This is a genomic window from Rhizobium sp. P2_G9 (assembly GCF_056403475.1).
The window spans coordinates 26,533-48,106 of sequence record NZ_JBFUFK010000015.1; the positions used below are offsets into that span (position 1 = coordinate 26,533).

Here is a 21,574-nt window from a genome sequence, read left to right on the forward strand (position 1 = left end):
GACGCATGCAGTCCGGTCTGTCGTTGGATCAGGCGACGAGTTTTTCACCCTTGAGATGGCGTTCGAGGAAGGGCAGGCTGTCCTGTCCCCAATAGAGCTCGTCTTCGTAGCGGAACGTCGGGAGACCGAAGACGCCGGCACTCCTGGCGATCTCGTAATTGGCTTTCCAGATCGATTGCACGGCCTCGCTCTGGGCTTTTCGCTCCAGTGCGGCGCCATCGAAGCCGACATCATCGGCGATCGCGCGGCGGACATCGGCATTGCCGATGTCTTCGGCACGCGCCCAGAAGGCCTCCTGCAGGGCACCAGACAGTTTGAGCCAGTCGTCGCCCGCATCGACGGCGGCGATGACCATGAGGCCCGCCGGCGTCGGGTCCGAAAGTTGGGTACGGTTCTGGAAGTTCAGCGTCTTGCCGCGCAGCGCTGCCCAGCGCGTGAGGTCCTTCAGCCAATAGGCACGGCGCGCCTCCGGCCGGTTGCGTGAATAGATCGCCCCATTGTCCTCGATCAGCGGGATCACATAGGGGCGAACGGATGCCCCATGCTGTCGGGCGAGGGCCACGAACGGTTCGAGGCCGATGAAGGCCCAGGGCGAGCCTATGCCAAAGAAGTAATCGATGGTTTTCGTCATGCTGAAACAGTCTCGAAAGATTTGGTCGAATGGATTGCCGCGTCGAACACGGAGAGTGCACAATCGCGGGCGAGGAGGACCGCCTGCGGGTCGCGTCCCACCGCCACCGTCGCCAGCGCTCCCTCGTAAAGCAAAGCAAGATGCGCCGCGGCCTGGTCCGTCTTGACGCCGACCCTCGACATGATGTCGCGGAAAATGTCTCCGACCATCTTCTTATGCGTTCGCGCTACGGACACGACCCGCTCTGAATCGCCGTGTTCGGCAACGGCGAGCGCAAACGCGCAGCCGCGGAATTCCGGGCTGTCGGCTTTCTCGTACAGGCGCTCGAAAATCAGCTTGAGCTGGTTTCTCGGGGTTTCTTCCCTCTCCAATGCCTCTTGAAGGGAATGAATAACCCGGTCGTGGCGATCCTGGAGATAGGCGGCGACGAGATGATCCTTGGAAGGGAAGTGGCGATAGAGCGTCGCCTTAGCGACATTCGCCACCTCGATGATGCGATCTATGCCGACGGCACGGATGCCTTCGCGATAAAAGAGCGCGCTGGCGGCTGAAAGGATCTGATCTGATATGGGTTCTTTCATCTGATTGCTTTGGGTTGGGAATGCTTTTCAGAATCGGCGGGAGATTCGTATGGCCTGAATCCTGACGGATGCGATACATTGTTGAACGACAGCGGCATCGAATGGACGAGAGGTCGTTCCGGTACGCTCGCGATACGGGGTGCGCCAGGCGATTTGTTTCCGTTGTTATCAAGCCATTTGCTTCTTGCTCCCTTCCAATTCGCGCCGTTCGCTCCGCTCACGTCGGAACCCACCAACATCCGGAATCCCAATCTAATGACTTAGATCGCCGAGAGAAAGACAGGTCGTTCCTTTCCTACTATATTTATAGAAAACGCTTTGCCTAGAGCTTTTTTGGCAGACGAATATTTTTCGTGGTTGAGCGGGATCGTGCGAACGAAGAGGAGTCGCCTTACTGAAGGTCGAGGTGGTCGAACTATCGCAGCACGCGGCCGGCCTGTTTTCCCGAGATCCGTAGAGCGTCAAGGCGCTCAACAAAAGAGCGGTGGAACCTGGCTTCGTCGTCTTTGCCACGCCCTCCGACATGGCGAGCTATCTCGGCCTGCTCAAGGCCTTTCTCGACCGCTACGATACGGGGGTGGGCTCAAGGGTGCCGTGGCGATCCCCGTCTTCATCGGCGGCGCGCTCGACCATTCGCTCGCATCGAACCACGGTTTGCGGCGCTGCTGGTCGAACTCGGCGCCAGCGTGCCGACTGCCAGCCTCTATCTCGTCACCTCGCAATTCGACCGAAGGACGAAATCGTCGCCAAGTTCATCGACGCCGAGCGCTACTGGCTGCTCGGCGCCGCCCATGGCCTCGAACTGGAGGCGAAGGATGGCGCCTAAGAAGATGGATGCGAAGTCAGTGGCGACGGGCCTTGTGGCGTCTTTCTGATGACATGCCTATGTTCTCAGGAAGAGCGGTGACGTCCAGATACGCGACTGATCGACCTGCCGGGCGGTGATGAACAGCGGATGCTCGCGCCCTTCTTCAAGACCTAGCGTTGAAATGTCGATGGCGCCGCTTGCGTCGCGCGGCAGAGCACTTTCCGTGATGCAGTCCAGGGTAAGTCGAAGCTCCACGCCGGGCAGATCGAGCACGATCTCGCCTTTGGAAAGCAATTCGTCTCCCAACACGGCGAGATGGGCCGCCGGCAGGTCGATATGCGGCGGCGGGTCGAGCGGGTCGCCGACTTTCACATAGCCGTAGAGATTGGCATGCACCGCGATCCGCGCACCGGCAAGATCGGAGATTGAAAGTTCGACGCCATCAACATCGCCATGGGTCGCGGATTGGAAGCCGATCGTCGTCGCATCCTTGCGCCAGGCGCATTGTTCGGGGTGATCGAAACCGATGCCGCGATGGCCGAGCAAGGCGGCGCCGGTTACTTCGATCTCCCCCTGCCAATAGGCGGCGCGATAACGGTCTTTGATGCGCGCGCCCCCGAACCGGAGACGCAGGCGCCGGTTGGAGAAGCCTGCTTCCTGATGCAGGTTCCGCGTCCAGAGTCGGCGATCCGCATCATAGAGGCTGATCTCTTCCCATCCCTTGTCGCCCAGCAGGCGGTAGACAAGCGGCTGATCGGGATCAACTTCAGCGACCTCTCCCATCCAGTGTTCACCAAGCCGCAGGCTGGCAAAGCTGCGCTCGCCCGTGGTGGCGAATGTGCGCCGGGCGCGGAGTGCCGTGCCGACCGAAGCCCGGTCCAAGGATTCTGCGAATACACCGGTCAGGCCGCCGCGCGAGCCGAACACGGCCGTGGCCGGTGCGCCGCCACCGCAGCGGCCCTGGTGTTCGTCGCTGGCGGCGGAGGCGCCCAGCCGATGGCCGCGGCGAAGCGCGTCGACATAGTTCCAATGAAACTGGCCCCAGGCCGAGGTGATTTCCGTCAGGCGTTCCAGTTCGGGATGATGCCAGTCGAAAATGCAGCGCCGACCACCGACATGCGGGATCATCAGATGCCCCTCCGGATCGTCGGCATAGGCTGTCCAGAGGTCATCGACCGGCCAGACGCCCGGGCGGATCGCGCCGGCAGTGAATTCGTTCCATTCGAAGGAACGCACGCTGTGGCCCTCATCGTCGAACGGGAAGCGGGGTTTGCCGTCACGCAGGAAGATGACGTTGCGGTCGCCGCCGGCGGCGGAATTGCCGCACCATTCGGTGCCGGGATAGCAGACGAACCGGCCGGGCTCGTTCAATTCACCGATCAGGGCGACGGCCTCGTTCCATTTGGCTTCGGTGATGTTGAAGTCGTTGACCGTATAGCCGACGATGTCGAGGCCGGCGATGTCGCGGCCGTAGCTCAGATTGTAATAAGTATCGTTGGTGCCGACGGTGTCCTCTGAATGGACATGGAGATCGGCGTAATAGGGACGATAGCCGTCGGTGGACGGCTCGACCTGAACAAAGGCCGTTGCCGGCTCGACCGGAACGCCATGCACCTTTGCCTGCAGCTGCCATTCGCCGTTTTGTGCGAGCGACAAGGGCAATTGCGCCATCGTCCAGCCATTGGAGGCGAATGCCAGGGGTTCCGTCCCGGCGGAAGCATCGGGGCCGGTCAGAACGAGCTGTCCATCGATCTGCCGGTCGCGGCAGGTATTGCCCCAGATATCGTCGACGCGGGCAAGAACCCGGATGGACGCATTCGGTTCGCTGAGGCGCGGTGCAATCAGGCTGACCGCGTGCGGCGCGCCGGGCACGATCTCAAGCATGCAATCGCCGGGGACTTCGGCGAATTTCGAACTGCCGAGCGGGTCGATGAACATGCGGAAGCGGAAGGATTTCTCGACGAAAGTCTGCACACGCGTGCCCGCTCCGCCCTGCCGGCGGTCGCCGAGCCGGATGACGATGCGGTCGCCGGTATTGAGATAGCCGTCGACGACGTCGATGATGACGGCCTTCTGGAAGGGGCGCTCATGGCCCTTTTGATCGAAGCGCACCTTTAATGCGCGCACTGTCGATGAGCTCTGGCCAGGAAATAGAGCGCCAGCGTGATATTCTGCGGAGACATAGTTGGCAGCGGCCGGATCGGACGTCTGGAACAGAGCCCAATCGGAATAGAATTTGAAGGCGAGCTTGAGCCAGCCGCCATCGGCGAGCCCGACTGCACCGATTTCATAGATCAGGGTCAGCTCGGTCCATTCGCCTGCCGTCAATATCTTGCGGTCGCAGGTCAGCCGGCCGAGGAACGGCAGGGATTTGATGTGATCATAGAGGCCATCAGGCGCAACAGTCTGCCCAGCCGCCGGCCGGCGGTTCGAATTCGTCAACATTGCAATGACCTCTTATTGTCCGCGCCAGCTTTCGTAGCGGCGCTCGATACGTCGGAACACCAGGCTTTCCATGAGCCAGGCGATCAGTCCAATCAGCGATACGCCGAGAAGCACTTCGCTGGAATTTCCCGTCTGGCCACCCGTTGCCACCATCCAACCGATGCCCTGGGAGGCGCCGATCATCTCGGCGGCGACCAACGCCCGCCACGCCTGCGAAAAGCCGATCCGGAGCGCGGTCGTGACGAAGGGAAGGGAGGCCGGGAGATAGACATGGCGCAGAAGCTGAAGCCTGTTGGCGCCCAATGTCCTGGCCGCGCGTATTTCTCCGCCCTGGATGGTGAGCACGCCTTCCTGGATCGTCGTAGCCATGGGAAATACGGCGGCGATGAAGATCACCACGGCGATCGACAGATAGCCCAGGCCAAAGAAGATCATCGACAGCGGCGCCCAGGCGATTGGCGGTATCGCCATGAACAGGCTGTTGAGCGGTCCTATGAAGGCGCGGAACCCGGATGAAAGCGCCGCACCTGTGCCGATGGCCAAAGCGACGATCGTTGCCGCCGCAAAGCCGCCGATCTCCCGCAGCAGGCTCGCATACAATTGCCACCAGAGATCTCCCGAACCGATCCAGTGGCCGGCCTCGATTGCTACGTCCCAAGGTTGCGGCAGGACATAGGATGGCACCTGGCTGGCGGCCAGGCACCAGACGAGCCCGAGAGCCGGAAGCGAAGCCCAGCTCCAGGAGGGTCTTGGCCAAGTGACTAATCCCGACATATCAACCTGCTCAGTTCTGTGCGCCGGTTGCCCGAGCCCAAAGGCGCGTGTCGATGACGTCTTCGGCCTTCAAAGGCTTGGAGAGAAAGCCGAGTGCCAGGGAATAGTCCATGAGACGCTGGATGAAGGCGCGATCGGTATCTTCGATCGCATCGGACCAGCCGAGTCGCTTGCGCGCCTCCGCCACGATTTGCTCGGCGGGCACCGTCTTGCCGTCCGCTGACTGCACGGCTCCGAGCTTGAAAGCCTCGGCGATGATACGGTCGGCTTCTGCAGGGTGATCGTGCAGGAAAGCGATTGCCTTGTGATGGGCGCGCAGCAACTTGACGATATCGTCCGGCCGCTCGCTGGCGACCTTGCGGGTCGACGCAATCACGTACCAGGGATAGTGCGGCAGGGCCTCGTTGACATCGAAGACCACCCGTCCGGTGCCGCGCAGCACCGACTGGCTGACGAAGGGCTCCCATTCGAAGACGGCGTCGACCACGCCGGTGTCGAGCGCCGCGTTCATGTTGGCGACCGGCATGTTGGAAAGCTGCAGATCCTTATCCGGATCGAGCTTGGCGACGTCCTTGAGCACAAAGCCACGCAACAGCACATCCATGCCGCTGCCGCGATTGACGCCGGCCAGCCGTTGCCCCCTGAAGTCGGCAAGGCTGCGGATCGGGCCGGATGCCTTGGCGACGAGTGCTGCCTGGCCGTAATTGACCTTGGCGAGAATAACGCTGTCGAGCCCGCGTGCGAACCATTGGTAGACCGGTGGAGCGCCGACATAGGCAATGTCGACATCGCCCGAGGCCACGGCCTGCTGGATGACCGGCCCGTCGCCGAATTGCTTGAGCTCGACGGTCAATCCCTCTTCTTTGAAATAGCCCTTCTTCTCTGCGATCAGGACGGGCGCATTGGCCATGGCTGAGACCCAGCCGATGCGGAGCGGCGGCGAGCCCGCCGCCAGAGCCGGCGCGGCGGCCAGCAAGGCCAGTGTCGCGGCAAGGATGGCTTTCTGGATCGTCTTAAAGGTTTGCATGCTGACGTGCTCCTGATTGTTCGAGGCGGGCGGGCCTTCCGGTCTGGGTGATGGCGCCGATCCGGCGCATGAGCTGATCGCCGTAATCGGCAAAGCGTGGCGAACTGCGGACTTTGTTGCGGTCTCGCGGGCGCGGCAGATCGATTGGGAATTCGCTATCGATACCGTCCGGCGGCAGGCCGAGAACGACGACGCGATCGGCGAGGAAGATGGCCTCGTCGATGTCGTGGGTGATGAAGACGATGGTCTGGCCGAGTTCCGACCAGAGCCGCAGCAGTTCCTCGTTCATGTGGATGCGGGTGATGGCGTCGAGTGCCGCGAACGGCTCATCCATCAGGAGAATATCGGGCTCGAGCGCCAGCGTGCGGGCAAGCGCGACCCTCTGGCGCATGCCACCCGACAATTGATGCGGGAGATCGGCGGCATTCTTCTCCAGCCCGACGAGCGAGAGATAGTGCAGGGCCTTCTGGCGCTGTTCGGCTACGCTTGTCTTGCCGGCCATTTTGAGCCCGAAGCGCACATTGTCCTCGACAGACAGCCAGGGAAAGAGGTTGGCGGTCTGGAAGACATAGCCAAGCGCCGGCATTTCCGGGAAGACCGGCTGGCCATTGATGGAGATCGTCCCCGATGTCGGCTTGAGGAAGCCGGAGAGCAGATTGAGCATTGTGGACTTGCCGCAGCCGGACGGCCCGAGCAAGGCAAGGAATTCGCCCCGTTTCACCTTCAGCGAAAAGTTCCTGAACACGTCGCGGCCATTGTTGTAGGCAAAGCTGACGGCATCCGCCGAGAGGACGGGTGTTGAGCGCAAAGGAGTAATGGCCTGCATAGACGACTAATTCCATAGACAAAGACATGATGAATAATACATTTTAATACAAGTATGGCAAGCGCCCGCATCGACAGCGGCAAAAATCCCCGGTATGAACGGCCCGACCACTGAAATCCTCGCTATTGAAATCATCGAATGCCAATCGTCAGGGACAATGCCACCTCGCTCTACCGACAGATCGCCGGCACGTTGCGCGATGAAATTCTGAGCGGCCGATTCGAGCCCTCCGGCAGGCTGCCGTCAGAAGCGGAGATCGGGGCGCGGTTCGCGGTCAGCCGGGTAACCGTTCGGCTGGCATTGGACGAGCTTGCAAGAAATGGGTTGATCGAGCGGCGCAAGGGCAAGGGCACCTATGTCGCCGGCAAGGAAGTTCGGCATGAGCTCGACACGCTCCGAAGCTTCCACGAATCCCTCATTCTGCAGGGCTTGAACGCCAGTATGAAGATCCTTTCTCTCGACAAGGTGAAAACACCCGACAGGATCGCCGTAGCCTTTGGCGTCGGGTGGGAGACTTGCCTTGCTCTCGATCGTCTTCATCTCGTGGACAGCGAACCGATCGCTCTGGGGCGAACTTTTCTGCCGGCGAGGTTAGCGGCTTTGTCGCGCGAGGAAATCGAAGCGCGCCCGGCCTACGCGATCGTCGCCGCGTTTTTCGGGCTCGATGTCGAGCGCGCGCAGGTGATGATCGGTGCGCAAACTGCCGATCCTGAACTCGAGGCAATCCTCGACGTTTCGAAAGGGGCAGCGCTGCTCGTGATGGAGCGCACGTCGTGGTTCACCGACGGCACGCCAGCGGAACGCTCGACCTTCTATGTCCGCCCCGAGCGATATCGGTTCGTCATGAACAGCATCTTCCGGTAGGAGTGCGGTGAGCCGAACATGCCCCTCAAGCGCAGGTCGTCTTCCAGGTTTGCAACCAGGTCGCCCGATCGACTTTACCCAAATCAAGCCACTTTCAGGTCCCGCAGCCTAAGAATCATTGCGTGCGAGCCGTGGGGCTGTCCCCTCGAATTTCTCGCGGGGAAGCTGTCTGCTGCCTAGAGATTCCATCTGTTCAATTCAAGAAAATCTTTTTGAAACAGCTGGATAGAGCTAAATCGTTTTCTCGCCCCGGTTGATATTGCCGGCACGCTTATTTTCCATCTTGCACGTTCCGCGCAAATCTGTTCCTTTTGTACATAAAATCGATAGATAATATGTATATGAGAACGCGGGAGTGTCGGATGCCATACAAACTGAGTTTGCTTGATAAATCCCCGGTTGCGCCAGGGTTGAATGCGAGCGACGCTTTGATCGCCACCATCACTTATGCGCGGCGCGCGGAGGAGCTCGGCTATCACCGTTTCTGGCTGGCCGAACATCACAACGTCCCTGTGCTTGCCAGTTCGGCGCCGGAGGTTTTGATCGCCTATATCCTCGCCAGGACCAGCAAAATCCGGGTTGGCTCCGGCGGCGTCATGCTCCGGCATTACAGCCCCTACAAAGTCGCCGAAAACTTCAATCTGCTCGCGAGCCTGGCGCCCGGGCGGGTCGATCTCGGCATCGGCAAGGCGCCGGGTGGCTTTCCCGCCGCAACCAAAGCGCTGCAGGCCTATTTCGATCCTTCGCGCAAGGCCAGCTTCGAGGCGCAGATCGCCGATCTGACCAAATTCCTGGCCTTGCCGTCAGGCAAGACTCAGCCTGAACCGCTTGCCCAGCCGACGCCGCCGGTTCCGGCGGAAAAATTCCTGCTCGGCGCCAGTGTCGAGAGCGCCGAGCTTGCGGCCCGCTACGGCTGGCAGCTGGTGTTTGCCGGCCATATGAACGGCGATGTTGTCAATCTCCGTGAGACCTTCGCGACATATCGCCGGCTGACCGGACGGGCGCCTCTGCTTGCGCTTGCTGCCCTCGCAGCCGAAACCGCGGAAGCCGCGAAGAGCCGGGTCAACGCTTTCCGCATCGTCAAAGTGTTTCTGCCGGATGGCCAGTCGGTCAATGTGACGACCGAAGAGCAGGCGGCCGAATTCGCGCGCCAATCTGGCTTCGACACGTTCCGCACCGAAGAAAAGACGCCCGACATCATCTCCGGGTCGTCGGACGACGTGCGCGCCCGGCTGGATGCGCTGCATCGCGAATTCGGTGTCGAGGAATTCGTCATCGAGACGCCCGCCGTCAATGCGCTCGACCGCCTCGCCTCCATCGAACTGATTGCCAAGCAGGGCGTCGCGCTTGCCGCCTGAGCAGCGTGAAGGGAGAACTCCAATGACACAACGCAAGATCAATTTCGGTATCATGCTGCAGGGCCCCGGCGGACATATGAATGCCTGGCGGCATGAGAGTGTGCCGGTCGATGCCAGCATCAATTTCGGCTTCTTCGTCGACAAGGCGCGCCAGGCGGAAGCTGCCGGCATCGCCTTCGCCTTCGTCGCGGACGGGCTCTATATCAACGACAAATCCATTCCGCATTTCCTCAACCGGTTCGAGCCGATCTCCATCCTCTCGGCGCTTGCAGCCTCGACCTCGAAGATCGGCCTGGTGGGAACGGTCTCGACGTCCTACAGCGATCCTTTCACGCTCGCCCGCCAGTTCGCCTCGCTCGACCAGATCAGCGGCGGCCGCGGCGGCTGGAATGCGGTGACGACGCCGCTCGAAGGCACCGCGCGCAACTATAGCCGCGAACATCTCGAACACAGCCTGCGCTACGAGATCGCCGAGGAATATATCGACGTCGTCAAGGGCCTTTGGGATTCCTGGGACGACGACGCCTTTGTCCGCGATCGAGAGACCGGCCGCTTCTTCGACCGCGACAAGCTTCATACGCTCAACCACAAGGGCCGCTTCTTCCGGGTCGAAGGGCCGCTCAATGCCGGCCGCTCGCAGCAGGGCCAGCCGCTGGTCTTCCAGGCGGGGTCTTCCGACTCGGGCATCAGGCTGGCGGGCAAGCATGCCGACGCCGTCTTCACCGGCGGCGGCACGATCGAGGAAGGCAAGATCTTCTATCGGCAGGTCAAGCAGAGCGCGGTGGCCCAGGGCCGTAGCGCCGATGATGTCAAGATCTTCCCCGGCATAGGTCCGGTCATCGGCCGGACGCAGGAAGAGGCCGATGCCAAGTTCGACGTCATCCGCAATCTCGTCACCATCGAGGAGGCGCTGCTCTATCTCGGCCGTTTCTTCGACCACCACGATTTTCGGACCTATCCGCTCGACGCGCCATTTCCGGAACTTGGCGATATCGGCAAGAACAGTTTTCGCGCCACCACCGATCGTATCAAACGCATCGCCCGCGAAAAGGGTCTTACCCTGCGCGAGATCGCGCTCGATGTCACGACGCCGCGCACCGACTTCATCGGCACGCCGGAGCATGTGGCGGACGAGCTCATCCGCTGGATCGAAGAGGATGCGGCCGACGGCTTCATCCTCGGCTTCCCCGTGCTGGGCGAAGGTCTCGATGACTTCGTCGAGCATGTCCTGCCGGTCCTCACGGCACGCGGCTACTTCGACCAGGAGCTCGAGGGCAGCACGTTGCGGGCGCATCTCGGTCTGCCCTTCAAGCAAAGCCGCTACGCCGAAACCGGCACGGCGGGGCAGGAAAGGGCGGCACGCGCCTGAGGCGCGTGTTCCCGGGAGCATCCTATGCTTGATCCGAAAAGGCCGCCGTCACCCGCCGAACGTCATGTCGCCGACCACATCGCGCAGTTCGTCGATCTCAGGCGCGATATCCACCTCAACCCCGAACTTGCTTTCCAGGAGCGCCGGACGAGCGGCATCGTCACCGCTCTTCTGACCGAATGGGGCTACACGGTCAGCATCGGGATCGGCGGAACCGGGGTCGTTGCGACCCTGACGAAGGGACGCGGCACCCGCCGTCTCGGCATTCGTGCCGATATGGATGCTCTCCCGATCGAGGAGGAGACGGGGCTTGCCTATGCGAGCAGCAAAAAGGGCGTCATGCATGCCTGCGGGCATGACGGTCACACGGCAATTCTCTTGTCTGCCGCCCATGCGCTGGCAGCGCGCGGCGATTTCGACGGCACGCTGACGCTGATCTTCCAGCCGGCCGAGGAGATCGGCGCCGGCGCGCGCCGCATGCTGGACGAGGGATTGTTCGACAAGTTTCCCGTCGACGCGGTGTTCGGCCTGCACAATTGGCCGGGCGTGGCGACCGGTCAGTTCGGCTTCGTCGCAGGGCCTGCCATGGCGTCGGTCGATCAGGCCAATATCCGCATCCTCGGCAAGGGCGGGCATGGCGCCGAACCGCATCGCGGCGTCGATCCGGTTCTCGCCTCCGCCTCGCTGATCATGGCTCTGCAGAGCGTGGTATCGCGGAACGTCGATCCACGCGAGATGGCGGTGGTCACAGTCGGTTCCATTCACGGCGGGCACGCGTCCAACGTCATTCCGGAAAGCGTCGACCTGAAGCTGACCATGCGGGCTTTCAGCGAGTCCGTAAGGCATGTGTTGCAGGAGAGGATACCGGCGCTCGTCCGCGCCCAGGCCGACAGTTTCGGCGCGACGGCGGCGGTGGATTATCGGCTCGGCTTTCCCGTGCTCGTCAACCACGAGGCCGAGACGCGCTTTGCCGAGGACGTCGCCCGCAAGGCCTTCGGTCCGGCTGAGATCGAGCCCGACTTCAAACCGCGCACGGCAAGCGAGGACTTCGCCTTCATGTTGGCGGAGCGGCCGGGCTGCTACCTGTTCGTCGGCAACGGCGACACCGCACCGCTGCACAGCGCCCGCTACGATTTCAATGACGACATCCTGCTTCCCGCCGCCCGCTACTGGGTGCGGCTGGCGGAGACATTTCTCGGATAGATAGCCTGGAGCAAAACCATGAGCGACATCTTCATCTTCACCAGCCCGCTGGATCCGCGCGCCAAGCCGCTTATCGACGACCTGATCCGCGAATATGACGGCCGGTACGGCGATTTCTTCAGCGCCGGCGGTGCTGCGGAGGAATTGAACCGCTATCCGGCCGAGGCATTCGCGCCGCCCTACGGCAATTTTCTGCTTCTCTTCCGCAATGGCGAGACAATCGGCGGCGGAGCATTCAAGCACTATGACGAGCGTACCGCCGAGTTCAAACGGATCTGGACGCGATCCGACCTGCGCCGCCAGGGACTGGCGCGCAAGGTTCTCGTCAAGCTGGAAGTGCAGGCCGCCAGGCAGGGCTATAGCCGCGTCTATCTGACGACGGGCTTCCGCCAGCCCGAAGCCGTCGGCCTCTATCTCGGCTATGGCTATACGGCGCTCTTCGATCGCACGGTCGATCCCGAAGTGCACAAGACCCTGCCGTTCGAGAAGGACATCAGCCATCTGGCCAGCGATCCGGACATGCCGTCGCCGGCGGTTCACGCCGTGCCGCCGCATCATCCGACACATGCATGACTTCGGGGGGAGAACGGCGATGACCTTGGCAACCGACTATTCCAACCAACACGTTCTTGACGGCGACGTCAGCGATTACTCCAGGCTCAAAGTGGTTCCGGCGCGCTATCCGGCGCGGACGATCGGGACCGTCTTTTCGGCTGTCGTCATCGGGCTCGTTCTCTACTCGACCTTTACCAATCCACGCTGGGGCTGGAACGTGTTTGCGCAGTGGTTTTTCGCCGAACCGGTGCTTGCCGGCCTCGGCCGGACCTTGCTGTTGACCCTGCTTGCGACCATAGCCGGCTCGCTACTCGGCGTGGCCTTGGCGCTTGCCCGGGTTTCCCGCTCGCCGCTGCTGGCCGGTCTGTCCTGGGGTTATGTTTGACTGCTGCGCTCGATCCCGATGATCGTGCTGCTGCTCGTGCTCAACAATCTCGGCTATCTCTACGAAACCATTTCGATTTCCAATCCACTGTCCGGGCAAGTCCTTGTCGCCTATCCGATGGTTGACTTGCTCACGCCGTTCGCGGCCGCTTTCCTGGGGCTGACGCTCAACCAGTCGGCCTTCTTTGCCGAAGTCGTGCGCGGCGGCATTCTTTCCGTCGAGCAGGGGCAGCTCGAGGCCGCAGCGGCCCTGGGCCTGCCGCGTTTCCGGCAGGCGCTCCGGATCGTGCTGCCGCAGGCCATGCGGTCGATCCTTCCCACCGGTTTCAATGAAGTCATCGGCCTCGCCAAGGCCACGTCCATCGTCTACGTGCTCGCGCTACCCGAGCTGTTCTACACCGTGCAGGTGATCTATCGCCGTAATCTCGAGGTCATTCCGCTGCTGATGGTGGCGACCGTCTGGTACCTCGTCATCATGACCGTGCTGTCGGTCATGCAGTATTATATCGAGCGCTATTTCGCCCGCGGCGCCCTCCGCAATCCGCCAAGGCTGCCCTTCCAGGCCTATTTCGCGCGCCGTCAGGTCGAGCGGCAGAACAGGATCAGTGCGATTGCTTCCGCCAAGCGCACCGACACGTTCCACCTCCGGCCGGGCGCCGCCATCCATGTCGAGCGCGTCAGCAAGAGTTTCGGTCCGCTCAAAGTGCTGGATACCGTGGATCTCCGTCTTGCGCCGGGCAGCGTCACCGCCATCCTCGGGCCGTCGGGTTCCGGCAAATCCACCTTGCTGCGCACCATCAACCATCTCGAACGCGTCGATCAGGGCTTCGTGTCGGTTGACGGCCAACTGGTCGGCTATCGTCGCAAGGGCAATACGCTGTTCGAGCTCAAGGAGCACGACATTCTCGAGCGGCGCGCCGATATCGGCATGGTGTTCCAGAACTTCAACCTCTTTCCGCATCTCACCGTGCTCGAAAACCTGATCGAGGCGCCGGTCCAGGTGCGCAAGCTGCCGCGCGACGAGGCCGTGGCGCTGTCGCTCGATCTGCTGGCGCGGGTCGGGCTGTCCGACAAGGTGCATGCCTATCCGCGGCAATTGTCGGGCGGGCAGCAGCAGCGCGTGGCGATTGCCCGGGCACTGGCGCTGAAGCCGAAGGTCATATTGTTCGATGAGCCGACATCGGCGCTCGATCCGGAACTGGTCGGGGAAGTGCTCGATGTCATCAAGGATCTCGCCCGCACGGGAACGACGCTCGTCATCGTCACCCATGAAGTGGGCTTCGCCCGCGAAGTGGCCGACCGCATCATCTTCATGGAGGCCGGCCGCGTCGTCGACAGCGGCACGCCGCAGCATATTTTCAGCGGCGATGCCCACCCCCGCACACAGGAATTCCTCGCCAAGGTTCTCTGAACCGAACGTGACGAAGGCTGACATACAATCTCTGCTGCAACCCTGAGAAAAGGAAATCGGAAATGTCAATTAAAAATAAGTATCGTTCCGCTGCGATCATCGCCTTTGCCGCCCTTGGCATCGGTGCCGCGCATGCCGCCGAAAAATTCGATCTCAGCCCGGATACCAGCAAGCGCGTCCGTGCCGAGAAGGACCCGGCTGCGATCGCGGCAATCGCGTCCGAATTCAAATTCGCCCAGCCCGGCAAGTTCACGGTCGCCATTTCGCCCTGGGAGCCGCCGATCGGAACCTATGCTTCCGATGCCAAGACCGTGGTCGGCGCCGATCCGGACCTTGCGCAACTGGTGGCGGATTCTCTCGGCCTCGAGCTGGAGATTGTACCTGTCGCCTGGGCGGACTGGCCGCTCGGCGTCGCTTCGGGAAAATATGATGCGGTGATCAGCAACGTCACCGTCACCGAGGAGCGCAAGGAGAAGTTCGATTTCTCCACCTACCGGCAGGACGTGCTTGGTTTCTATGTCAAGGCCGACAGCAAGATCACTGCGATCAAGGCGCCGAAGGATGTCGCGGGCCTCAAGGTGATCACCGGCTCGGGCACCAACCAGGAAAAGATCATCCTCGAATGGGACCGCCAGAACAAGGCGGCCGGCCTCGCTCCCATCGAAACGCAGTATTACGATGACCATGCGGCCGCCAATCTGGCCATCCAATCGGGCCGCGCCGATGTGGAATTCAACCCGAATGCGACCCTTGCCTATGAAGCCGCCGTCAAGGGTCAGACCAAGCTGGTGGGCGTCGTCAATGGCGGCTGGCCGCTGACCGCCGAGATCGCCGTGACCACGCGCAAGGATGCAGGCCTTGCCAAAGCCGTGACCATCGCCATCAACGACCTGATCAAGAACGGCAAATATCAGGAAGTCCTCAAGCACTGGAATCTTGAGGCGGAAGCCATCACTGAATCCCGCACCAATCCTCCGGGTCTGCCGAAGAGCGGTTCCTGATCGCCAACGTCGTCCAGGGAGGCGGCGCTGCCGCCTCCCGATCCCCAATTGAGAGGTTTGCATGTCCTTGTTTTCCCAAGCCCGGCCGCTCGCGGCGCTTTGCCTGGCCGTCAGTCTTCTCGTCGCCACGCCGGCGCTGGCAGAAGAGTTCGACCTCAGCCCCGAGCAGCCGCACCGGCTGCACGCGGAGCGCAATCAGGAGGCGATAGCCGCCCTGCCGAAGAACTTTCACTTTGCCGAGGATGGTACGCTGAGCGTCGCGGTGTCGGCATTTCTGCCGCCGATCGCCACCTATGCCACTGATGCTCGCACCGTCGTCGGAGCTGACCCCGATGTCGGCCAGCTGATCGCCGACAGCCTTGGCCTGAAATACAAGCTCGTGCCGGTCGCCTGGCCGGATTGGCCGCTCGGCGTCGCCTCCGGCAAATATGACGCGGTGATTTCCAATGTCGGCGTCACCGAGGAACGCAAGCTGAAATTCGACTTCTCGACCTATCGCCAGGGCCTGCACGGCTTTTACGTGAAGACGTCGAGCCCGATCAGATCGATCAAGGAACCGAAGGATATTGCCGGCCTGCGCATCATCACCTCCTCGGGAACCATCCAGGAGCGGATCCTGCTCGAATGGGACAGGCAGAACAAAGCCAGGGGCCTGAAGCCGGCGGAGCTCCTCTATTTCGACGACGAGGCGCAGGCCGATATCGCACTGGAATCGGGACGCGCCGATGCCAAGTTCGATCCGAATGCCGTTCAGGCCTACCAGGCGGCAACGCTCGGAAAGAAAAGGCTGGTGGGAACGGTGAATGCCGGCTGGCCGCTGACCGCCGATGTCGGCGTCGTCACGCGCAAGGATTCCGGCCTGGCAAAGCCGATCTCGATTGCCATCAACGGCCTGATCGCCAGCGGCAAATACAAGGCGACGCTCGCACGTTGGAACCTGTTGCCGGAATCGGTGGAGGCTTCCAAGGTCAATCCGCCCGGCTTGCCGAAATTTTGAACGCTGACAAAAGGTGAATGACAATGGCGACAGGTGGCCTTTCGCTGCGGAAAATCGGATTTCTGACCCCGGGCAACTATTCGGACGACAATCCCGGGGACGGTATCGAGAAAACGCTCAAGCTGATCGAATTCGGCKAGACGCTGGGCTTTGATACCGCCTGGGTTCGCCAGCGGCATCTGGAGCATGGCATATCGTCCGCTGCCGTGTTTCTGGCGGCGGCCAGCCAGCGGACTGAGGCGATCGATCTCGGTGTCGCCGTGATTCCCCTGGGATATGAGAGCCCGTTCCGCTTGGCCGAGGACCTTGCGACCGTGGATGTGCTGTCGCGCGGCCGGCTGAAGGCGGGGCTGAGCACCGGCAAGCCGCCGCATTATCAGCTCATCGGCGATCGCGTGCATGACGGGGACCCTTCGTCGATCGACTTCACGCATGATCGTGTCCTCAAACTCAAGGAAAACCTCGCGAGCCGCCCTATCGGCGGCGAGGACAGTTTCATCGATACGCCATTCGGCCGCCAGCAGCCGCGGCTCCAACCTCATGCCAGGGGGCTGGCGGACCGGCTATGGTATGGCGGCGGCTCACTGAGATCGGCGGAATGGGCGGGCCGCAACGGCTTCAACCTGCTTCTGAGCAATGTGACAACGGGCGAGGGCACCGACGATTTCCACGAAGCGCAGCTCAACCAGCTTCGCCTATACCGAAAGAGCGGCGGAGAGGGGCGGCCGGTCGAGGTCGGACGCGTCATCGTGCCGACCGACGGCGCCGACAAGGCGCGCGGGGAAAAATACGCGGCCTATAAGGCGGCGCGTTTCCCGCGCACCCTCCAGCCCAATGGCGACCGACGGACACTCTTTCCTGTCGATCTCGTCGGTTCATCGGAGGAGATCATCGAAGCGCTCAGCAACGATCCCGTGCTTGCCGAAGTCGACGAGCTGCGCCTCGATCTGCCTTATGAATTCGAGGAGGACGAATATATCCAGATCCTCAGCGATTTCCGCAACAGGATCGCCCCCGCCTTGGGCTACTCCGGGGAACACGGTGAACGCTTGAGACGTCTCTCGAACGGATGAAGCTGCAGGCCGAGGGCATGGGCCAAGGCCGCCTTCTATCCTATGCGGCATCGAAATGGACTATGTCAGGTCGGTCGGGACAGGATTCGGCTGAAGGCCGCCGCTGATCTCAAGCGCCAACTCCACGAACTCTGGACATCCAGGCCGGTCGTGCCGCTCAGGGGAGAACCTTGTCTTCGTTCAGCCCTGATCGCCGAGATCGAGTTTCCGCGGTTGGGCATGGCGATGACGAAACTCGCCATGCCTCCTGTGAGGGACGGCGAGAGCGGCAGGACGATGCCGCGATTTTCGACGTGAACGCGTTATCCGAAAGCGGGTCAGGTTGATCGCCGATCAAAGTCGGCGTGATCCAACCCGAAATGGCCCAGCGCGATGTCGAGGTTGCGATGGTTCGATTTGAAGAAAGCGTCGAACAGGTCGTCGACGACTGGCTTGCTCGACTCACACTGCAATATCGTCCCGCGTGCGCTTCAGGTAACTGAAAAGGTGCTATTCGCCGACCAGGTCACCGTGACCTGATCGCCGGCATCAAAACGGGTGTCGCCCGAGCTCGGCACGACGACGCGGATTTCGCGATCCAGCGCCTCGATATGGAATGTGGAATTGACCCCCGAGAACATCTTCCTGATCACGCGGCCGGTGAGCCCGTTTTCGGATGATGGCGCTGTTTGCTGCATAAGATGCATGCGCTCCGGGCGAACGGCGCTCTGCATCGCCTCGCCCGGTTTGCGGTTCTCTGCGCCGGATACCAGGATCCTCGTTCCGTCAGACATGACCATCGCATCGCCCGCCCACGTGCCGGAAAGAATGTTCGCATCACCCAGGAACGTCGCGGCAAACAGGGTCTGCGGGCGATTGTAGATCGCCTCAGGTTCGCCCTCTTCAACCAGCCGCCCATCCCTGAGGATGCCGATGCGGTCGGCCATCGTCAGCGCTTCTTCCTGGTCGTGGGTGACGAAGATGGTGGTGATGCCGATCTCGCGCTGGATGCGCTTGAGTTCGGCCTGCATGTCGACGCGCAGTGCCTTGTCCAGTGCACCAAGCGGCTCATCGAGAAGCAGCACGCGCGGATTGATGACAAAGGCGCGGGCGAGGGCCACGCGCTGGCGCTGGCCGCCCGAGAGCTGGTGCGGCTTGCGGTCTCCAAGTGTACTGAGTTTGACGAGGTCGAGCGCTGCCCTGACTTTGTCCCGGATCTCGGTCTTCGGCAGGCTGCGCACTTCGAGCCCGAAGGCGATGTTGTCGGTCACGGTCATGTTGGGAAACAGCGCATAATTCTGGAACATCATGCCGATCTGGCGTTTTTCCAGCGGCACACGCTCCACGCTCTCGCCGTCCATCTCGATATGGCCGCTATTGGGGAAATCGAAGCCGGCGATCATCCGGAGCAGCGTCGTCTTGCCGGAGCCCGAAGGGCCGAGCAGCGCATAGAAGCCACCATCGTCGAAACGCACGGAGATGTTGTCCAGCGCCTTGTGGATGCCGAAGCTGCGAGAGAGATTTTTCACCTCGACGCTGGCCATTATTGTTCTCCCCCGAATTTATAGAAGCGCGCGGTGAGCAGCATGATCGCCATCGACACCACGATGATGATGGTCGAGACTGCGTTGATCTCGGGAGTGAAGCCCTTGCGGATCGCCGCATAGATCTCCACCGGCAGCGTCGACTGGCCGGGCGTCGCAAGGAAATAGGAGACGACGAACTGGTCAAACGAGACGGCAAAGGCAAAGAGCGCGCCGGCGATGACGCCGGGCGCGATCCACGGCAGTGTCACCCGCCGGGTCACCTGCCATTGATTGGCGCCGAGAGAGCGTGCCGCCTCCTCTAGTTCCGGCGCGAGCGTCTTCAGCCGCGCATTGACGACGATGATCACGTAAGGCAGCGCCAGCGCTACATGGCCGAGGACGATGGCGTGCAGGCCGCGGCCTATGCCGACGCCGAAGAAGAAGATCAGCATTGCCGTGCCGGTGATCAGCCAGGGAATGGCGATCGGCGGCAGCAGCGCCGCCTGCAACAGAGATTTTCCTGGAAAATCATAGCGATAGAGCGCAAGCGATGCGGCAGTGCCGAGGATCGCTGAAATCACCGTGGTGATGATGGCGATGAACAGGCTGTTCCACGTCGCCGCGATCAGCTGCTCGTTGGCGAAGAAGGCCTGATACCAGACCGTCGACCACTCGATCGGCAGCATGTAGAAGGGCGAGGCGTTGAACGACATCAGCGCCATGATGATGATCGGCAGGTAGAGGAAAAGCAGCAGCAGCCCGACATAGAGCCTGCCAAAGCCGTTGAGCATACGTGTTACCGGGTTCATTGCGCCCTCCGCATGATGGGCGAGGCGGCGGCGAGGATTGCCAGCACGACCGCGAGCAGGATGAAGGAAAGGGCGGCACCCAGCGGCCAGTTGAACACGGCGACAAACTGGTCCTCGATGACGGTGCCGTAGAAGGTGCCGGTGCGGCCACCGAGGATGCGTGGCTCCATGAACGAACCGACTACCGGCACGAAGATCAGCACCGCGCCGGCGACGATGCCCGGAAGCGAAAGCGGCAGGATCAGCCGGTGCAGCACGGTGAAACGCGATGCGCCGAGCGAGCGCGCCGCCTCGATCAGGCTGTCGTCGATCGCCTGCAAGCTGAGATAGCAGGTCAGCACGACGTAGGGCACGTAGGAATGCACAAGCCCGATGATCACCGCCGGATAGGAATACATCAGATCGATATTGATCTTGAAGGGCAGGATGGCATTGAGCAGGGTGTCGAGAATGCCGCCCTCGCGCAACACCATCGCCCAGGAGAAGATGCGCACGAGGCCGTTGCTCCAAAAGGGCAGGATGACCAGCAGGAACACGGCCTCGCGGCTCCGTCCCCGCAGTACCTTGGCCAGTACATAAGCGGCCGGAAAACCGATCACGAGGCACCAGAAGGTCACTTCGAGCCCGAGCCTGAGCGACGCGATGAGCAGCGTTATATAGATATCGCTGCTGAAGAAGGCCCGGTAGTTGGCCAGCGTGAACGACCAGTCGCGGCCGTTCAGCGGCATGCCGCTCATGAAGCTGAAAAACACCATGGCCGACAGCGGCAGGAAGATCGCCAGGATGAGCCAGACATAGGCGGGGAGGAGGAGCGGGACCGCCCGTCTCAATCCCGACCCTGCTGGATCACTTGCCAAATCCGTCATGTTTGCCCTCCCGCCGTCGTCCTGTCAGGTCACTTCGCGTTGACCTTTATCTCTTGCCAAAGCGCCAGATATTTCTCGCGCTGGGCATCGGTGATCGGCGCCTGGAACTTGATGCGCGAAGCCACCTTGGGATCGCCCATCACCACCCTGTTGAAGGCGTCTGCCGGAAGGGCTGCAACCGCCTTGTCGTTGGCCGAAACCGGTGCGCCGACCTTGGCGACCCATTCAGTGTAGAAAGAGGGATCGGTCATGTAGTTGATGAAGGCCTGGGCGCCCTCCACGTTCTTGGAGTCCTTCGGGATCGACAAGGCGTCTAGCCAGCCGACGCAGCCTTCCTCCGGAATGACGAGGCTGACGGGCAATTTGAAGTTCTTCTTCGCGCGGTTGGCCGAGCCGCTCCAGTAGGTGCCGACATCGATCTGGTTGGCCGCGACCATCTGGTTCCAGTCGTTCTCGGCGCTCCAGAAAGTGCGGATCTGCGGCATGAGCGAGGTGAGCTTGGCCTTCACTGCATCCATGTTCTTGATGTCGTTGATGTCCTGGCCGGTGGCAATGGCGCCGAACTGGATGGCTTCTACCGCGTCGTCGCGCAAGATCACCCGGCCCTTATGCGCCGGGTCCCACATCACGTTGATCGAGGTCGGCAGCGTCGGAAAGGACTTGTCGTTGACAGCGATGGCGGTTACGCCCCAGACCCACGGCACGCCATAGACCTTGCCCTGATGGTTGAGCATTGGCGACTTCGCCTTTTCCGTGCCGATATCGGCATAGTTGGCGATCTTCGACGTGTCGACCGCCTGGATCAGGCCCTCGCTGAAGGCCTGATCGTTAAAGGCGGCATTGATCATCACGACATCATAGAGACCAGGATTGGTCCTGAGCTTGGTGAGCATTTCCTGTTCGGAATTGAAGAAGTCGTTGATGACGTGGTTGCCGGTCGCCTTTTCGAAGGCAGCGACCGCCCAAGGCTCATCGGTGCCGTAGCCCTTCCAGTTCAGGACATGCAGGTCTGCGGCGATGGCTGAACCGGCCATGAAGGCCGTCATCGCCGCCGCGGCCATGGTATTCGCAATCATGCTCGTCTTGT

21 protein-coding genes are annotated in these 21,574 nt (G+C 61.7%); 11 read left to right on the forward strand and 10 right to left on the reverse strand.

The genetic code is table 11. The features are described 5' to 3' along the window. Positions 1-28: 28 nt before the first annotated feature. Positions 29-631: a DsbA family protein gene (locus AC1DYF_RS14485; protein ID WP_477877427.1), complete on the reverse strand. Its 603-nt coding sequence runs from the start codon at positions 629-631 to the stop codon at positions 29-31. Further along, a complete protein-coding gene (locus tag AC1DYF_RS14490) occupies positions 628-1,212 on the reverse strand; it encodes a TetR/AcrR family transcriptional regulator (RefSeq protein ID WP_477877428.1) in 585 nt (194 codons plus the stop codon). The genes AC1DYF_RS14485 and AC1DYF_RS14490 overlap by 4 nt, the downstream gene beginning before the upstream one ends. 484 nt (positions 1,213-1,696) lie before the next feature. On the opposite strand from AC1DYF_RS14490, the gene AC1DYF_RS14495 reads away from it, so the two are divergent. After that, entirely contained in the window at positions 1,697-2,038 is a 342-nt protein-coding gene (locus AC1DYF_RS14495; RefSeq protein ID WP_477877429.1) for a hypothetical protein, read from the forward strand. A gap of 57 nt (positions 2,039-2,095) precedes the next feature. Here AC1DYF_RS14495 and AC1DYF_RS14500 read toward each other — a convergent pair whose 3' ends face one another. From AC1DYF_RS14500 to AC1DYF_RS14515, 4 genes are read right to left on the reverse strand one after another with little or no spacing between them, the layout of a single operon-like run. Continuing rightward, entirely contained in the window at positions 2,096-4,465 is a 2,370-nt protein-coding gene (locus AC1DYF_RS14500) for a hypothetical protein (RefSeq protein WP_477877430.1), read from the reverse strand. Positions 4,466-4,477: 12 nt separating this feature from the next. After that, the gene (locus tag AC1DYF_RS14505) at positions 4,478-5,239 is read right to left on the reverse strand and encodes an ABC transporter permease (RefSeq protein ID WP_477877431.1); all 762 of its coding nucleotides are present in this window, start codon (positions 5,237-5,239) and stop codon (positions 4,478-4,480) included. 10 nt (positions 5,240-5,249) lie between these two features. Next, entirely contained in the window at positions 5,250-6,266 is a 1,017-nt protein-coding gene (locus AC1DYF_RS14510) for an ABC transporter substrate-binding protein (RefSeq protein ID WP_477877432.1), read from the reverse strand. After that, positions 6,253-7,092: an ABC transporter ATP-binding protein gene (locus AC1DYF_RS14515; protein WP_477877433.1), complete on the reverse strand. Its 840-nt coding sequence runs from the start codon at positions 7,090-7,092 to the stop codon at positions 6,253-6,255. The genes AC1DYF_RS14510 and AC1DYF_RS14515 overlap by 14 nt, the downstream gene beginning before the upstream one ends. A gap of 138 nt (positions 7,093-7,230) precedes the next feature. Here AC1DYF_RS14515 and AC1DYF_RS14520 point away from each other — a divergent pair, with 138 nt between their 5' ends. The 10 genes from AC1DYF_RS14520 (at position 7,231) to AC1DYF_RS14565 (ending at position 17,307) form a co-directional block, all read left to right on the forward strand. Beyond that, positions 7,231-7,956, forward strand: coding sequence for a GntR family transcriptional regulator (locus AC1DYF_RS14520; RefSeq protein WP_477877434.1), 726 nt, complete (start codon positions 7,231-7,233; stop codon positions 7,954-7,956). Positions 7,957-8,318: 362 nt separating this feature from the next. Beyond that, positions 8,319-9,314, forward strand: coding sequence for an MsnO8 family LLM class oxidoreductase (locus AC1DYF_RS14525; RefSeq protein WP_477877435.1), 996 nt, complete (start codon positions 8,319-8,321; stop codon positions 9,312-9,314). 22 nt (positions 9,315-9,336) lie between these two features. Continuing rightward, entirely contained in the window at positions 9,337-10,683 is a 1,347-nt protein-coding gene (locus tag AC1DYF_RS14530) for an LLM class flavin-dependent oxidoreductase (protein ID WP_477877436.1), read from the forward strand. Positions 10,684-10,707: 24 nt separating this feature from the next. Continuing rightward, positions 10,708-11,886 carry a M20 aminoacylase family protein gene (locus AC1DYF_RS14535; RefSeq protein WP_477877437.1) on the forward strand — a complete coding sequence of 393 codons (1,179 nt, stop codon included), beginning with the start codon at positions 10,708-10,710 and terminating at the stop codon, positions 11,884-11,886. 18 nt (positions 11,887-11,904) lie between these two features. Further along, entirely contained in the window at positions 11,905-12,459 is a 555-nt protein-coding gene (locus AC1DYF_RS14540) for a GNAT family N-acetyltransferase (protein WP_477877438.1), read from the forward strand. A gap of 19 nt (positions 12,460-12,478) precedes the next feature. Further along, positions 12,479-12,826 (forward strand): hypothetical protein, encoded by a 348-nt coding sequence (locus tag AC1DYF_RS14545; RefSeq protein WP_477877439.1) that lies wholly within the window; start codon positions 12,479-12,481, stop codon positions 12,824-12,826. A gap of 18 nt (positions 12,827-12,844) precedes the next feature. Further along, complete coding sequence (locus AC1DYF_RS14550; RefSeq protein WP_477877440.1) at positions 12,845-14,236, forward strand: amino acid ABC transporter permease/ATP-binding protein; 1,392 nt, start codon at positions 12,845-12,847, stop codon at positions 14,234-14,236. A 62-nt stretch (positions 14,237-14,298) separates the two neighbouring features. Next, entirely contained in the window at positions 14,299-15,237 is a 939-nt protein-coding gene (locus AC1DYF_RS14555; protein ID WP_477877441.1) for an ABC transporter substrate-binding protein, read from the forward strand. A 61-nt stretch (positions 15,238-15,298) separates the two neighbouring features. Continuing rightward, positions 15,299-16,234: an ABC transporter substrate-binding protein gene (locus tag AC1DYF_RS14560; protein ID WP_477877442.1), complete on the forward strand. Its 936-nt coding sequence runs from the start codon at positions 15,299-15,301 to the stop codon at positions 16,232-16,234. 23 nt (positions 16,235-16,257) lie between these two features. Beyond that, positions 16,258-17,307, forward strand: a complete 1,050-nt coding sequence (locus AC1DYF_RS14565) for an LLM class flavin-dependent oxidoreductase (protein WP_477877443.1) — start codon at positions 16,258-16,260, stop codon at positions 17,305-17,307. A 470-nt stretch (positions 17,308-17,777) separates the two neighbouring features. Here the strand turns inward: AC1DYF_RS14565 and AC1DYF_RS14570 are convergent, their stop codons facing one another. Genes AC1DYF_RS14570 through AC1DYF_RS14585 form a run of 4 tightly spaced genes read right to left on the reverse strand, consistent with a single transcriptional unit; the run spans position 17,778 to position 21,563 of the window. Then, on the reverse strand, positions 17,778-18,830 hold the full coding sequence (locus AC1DYF_RS14570; RefSeq protein ID WP_477877444.1) for an ABC transporter ATP-binding protein: 1,053 nt from the start codon (positions 18,828-18,830) through the stop codon (positions 17,778-17,780). Next, on the reverse strand, positions 18,830-19,621 hold the full coding sequence (locus AC1DYF_RS14575) for an ABC transporter permease (protein ID WP_477877445.1): 792 nt from the start codon (positions 19,619-19,621) through the stop codon (positions 18,830-18,832). Before AC1DYF_RS14575 ends, AC1DYF_RS14570 begins: the two co-directional genes overlap by 1 nt. Continuing rightward, on the reverse strand, positions 19,618-20,487 hold the full coding sequence (locus AC1DYF_RS14580; protein WP_477877446.1) for an ABC transporter permease: 870 nt from the start codon (positions 20,485-20,487) through the stop codon (positions 19,618-19,620). Before AC1DYF_RS14580 ends, AC1DYF_RS14575 begins: the two co-directional genes overlap by 4 nt. A gap of 29 nt (positions 20,488-20,516) precedes the next feature. Beyond that, positions 20,517-21,563 carry an ABC transporter substrate-binding protein gene (locus AC1DYF_RS14585; protein WP_477877616.1) on the reverse strand — a complete coding sequence of 349 codons (1,047 nt, stop codon included), beginning with the start codon at positions 21,561-21,563 and terminating at the stop codon, positions 20,517-20,519. Between the last annotated feature and the right edge of the window lie 11 nt (positions 21,564-21,574).